Origin of the sequence: Lacinutrix iliipiscaria (genome assembly GCF_042686125.1) — a bacterium.
GTDB classification, from domain to species: Bacteria; Bacteroidota; Bacteroidia; order Flavobacteriales; family Flavobacteriaceae; genus Oceanihabitans; species Oceanihabitans iliipiscarium.
Map to the genome: position 1 here is coordinate 1 of NZ_JBHUOV010000024.1, position 3,114 is coordinate 3,114.

Below are 3,114 nucleotides of genomic sequence, written 5' to 3' on the forward strand. Positions count from 1 at the left end.
CGGAATGGTAAGAGGTGAGCCCCATCGCTATAATCACCTTAAAACTTACTGCGAAAGCAGGAATCTCCTTGGATTCCTATCTGCTTTCTGCAGATTCCCACTTTTGCGGGAATAAATATCTTAACATATTGAAAAAAATGACATGAATAATTGTCTTGTACTCTATAAAAAAACAGGCGTACAATAAGCCTATGGGTTATTAGTACTACTCGGCTATGACATTACTGCCTTTACACCTGTAGCCTATCAACGTAGTCATCTCCTACGACCCTTTAAAGAAATCTCATCTTGTGGTGGGTTTCGCGCTTATATGCTTTCAGCGCTTATCCCTTCCAAACGTAGCTACTCTGCAATGCTCCTGGCGGAACAACAGATACACCAGAGGTTTGTCCAACTCGGTCCTCTCGTACTAGAGTCAGATCCACTCAAATTTCTAACGCCCACAGTAGATAGAGACCGAACTGTCTCACGACGTTCTGAACCCAGCTCGCGTGCCACTTTAATGGGCGAACAGCCCAACCCTTGGGACCTTCTCCAGCCCCAGGATGTGACGAGCCGACATCGAGGTGCCAAACCCCCCCGTCGATGTGAGCTCTTGGGGGAGATCAGCCTGTTATCCCCGGAGTACCTTTTATCCTTTGAGCGATGGCCCTTCCATGCGGAACCACCGGATCACTATGCTCTACTTTCGTACCTGATCGACTTGTAGGTCTCTCAGTCAAGCTCCCTTATGCCATTGCACTCTACGCACGATTACCAACCGTACTGAGGGAACCTTTAGAAGCCTCCGTTACTCTTTTGGAGGCGACCACCCCAGTCAAACTACCCACCAAGCACTGTCCCTTGTTAGAGGTTAGACTCTAGATAAGCAAAGGGTGGTATTTCAACAATGACTCCACAACGCCTAGCGACGTCGCTTCAAAGTCTCCCACCTATCCTACACATTACTTATCCAAAGCCAATACTAAGCTATAGTAAAGGTTCACGGGGTCTTTTCGTCCCACTGCGGGTAATCGGCATCTTCACCGATACTACAATTTCACCGAGCTCATGGCTGAGACAGTGTCCAGATCGTTGCACCATTCGTGCAGGTCGGAACTTACCCGACAAGGAATTTCGCTACCTTAGGACCGTTATAGTTACGGCCGCCGTTTACTGGGGCTTCATTTGAGATCTTCGCCGAAGCTAAACCCTCCACTTAACCTTCCAGCACCGGGCAGGTGTCAGGCCATATACGTCATCTTTCGATTTAGCATAGCCCTGTGTTTTTGATAAACAGTCGCCTGGACCTTTTCACTGCGGCCACCCCGAAGGGTGGCGACCTTTCTCCCGAAGTTACAGGTCTATTTTGCCTAGTTCCTTAGCCATGAATCTCTCGAGCACCTTAGAATTCTCATCCCAACTACCTGTGTCGGTTTAGGGTACGGGCTGCTTCACTTGCTTTTCTTGGAAGTCGATTTGCTAGATTATCACCGCGGCCGTAGCCTTAGTGTACTATCAGAGTGTTACCACATCCTTCAACGTACTATTCCGTCAGTACGCACTAACTTTTCGCCTCCGTCACGTTTAGTGTGAGCAGGTACAGGAATATTAACCTGTTGTCCATCCACTACCCCTTTCGGGTTCGCGTTAGGTCCCGACTAACCCTCAGCTGATTAGCATAGCTGAGGAAACCTTAGTCTTTCGGTGTGCGGGTTTCTCGCCCGCATTATCGTTACTTATGCCTACATTTTCTTTTGTAGCTACTCCAGCATGCCTCACAGCACACCTTCAACGCCACTACAATGCTCCCCTACCACTTTTAAAAGTCCATAGCTTCGGTAGTATGTTTATGCCCGATTATTATCCATGCCGAACCGCTCGACTAGTGAGCTGTTACGCACTCTTTAAATGAATGGCTGCTTCCAAGCCAACATCCTAGCTGTCTAAGCAGTTCAACCTCGTTTATTCAACTTAACATACATTTGGGGACCTTAGCTGATGGTCTGGGTTCTTTCCCTCTCGGACATGGACCTTAGCACCCATGCCCTCACTGCTGATCATCATTTTATAGCATTCGGAGTTTGTCAGGAATTGGTAGGCGGTGAAGCCCCCGCATCCAATCAGTAGCTCTACCTCTATAAAACTATAAATCAACGCTGCACCTAAATGCATTTCGGGGAGTACGAGCTATTTCCGAGTTTGATTGGCCTTTCACCCCTACCCACAGGTCATCCGAAGACTTTTCAACGTCAACCGGTTCGGTCCTCCACTGTATGTTACTACAGCTTCAACCTGCCCATGGGTAGATCACACGGTTTCGCGTCTACCACTACTAACTATAGCGCCCTATTCAGACTCGCTTTCGCTACGGATCCGTGACTTAATCACTTAACCTTGCTAGCAACGGTAACTCGTAGGCTCATTATGCAAAAGGCACGCCGTCACCCCAAAGGGCTCCGACCGCTTGTAAGCGTATGGTTTCAGGATCTATTTCACTCCCTTATTCAGGGTTCTTTTCACCTTTCCCTCACGGTACTAGTTCACTATCGGTCTCTCAGGAGTATTTAGCCTTATCGGATGGTCCCGACTGATTCACACAGGATTACTCGTGTCCCGCACTACTCAGGATACTGCTATGGTTAATGATCTTTACTTATACGGGGCTATCACCCTCTATGGCTCCTATTTCCAAAGGATTCTAATTCATTACACAACCAATATCGCAGTCCTACAACCCCAGTATTGCCGTAACAACACTGGTTTGGGCTAATCCGCGTTCGCTCGCCACTACTAACGGAATCACTTTTGTTTTCTTCTCCTCCGGGTACTTAGATGTTTCAGTTCTCCGGGTTTGCTCACCTTACGGTGTAACATGTCTTCAACATGCTGGGTTGCCCCATTCGGATATCTGCGGATCAATTTGTATGTGCCAATCCCCGCAGCTTTTCGCAGCTTATCACGTCCTTCATCGCCTCTGAGAGCCTAGGCATTCCCCATACGCTCTTTTGTAGCTTATTGTACTTTTTGCTTTTTTAATGAGTTTCGATTTAATCATCTTAAAGACAATCAAATCTTGATTAATTATACATCGCTCGTAATGGAGTATAATTAATCATACAATTATTACATTAA

General features: G+C 47.1%; 1 rRNA gene. It reads right to left on the bottom strand.

The features are described from left to right. Positions 1–179: 179 nt before the first annotated feature. Positions 180–3,000, bottom strand: a 23S ribosomal RNA gene (locus tag ACFS5M_RS14250). Positions 3,001–3,114 lie beyond the last annotated feature (114 nt).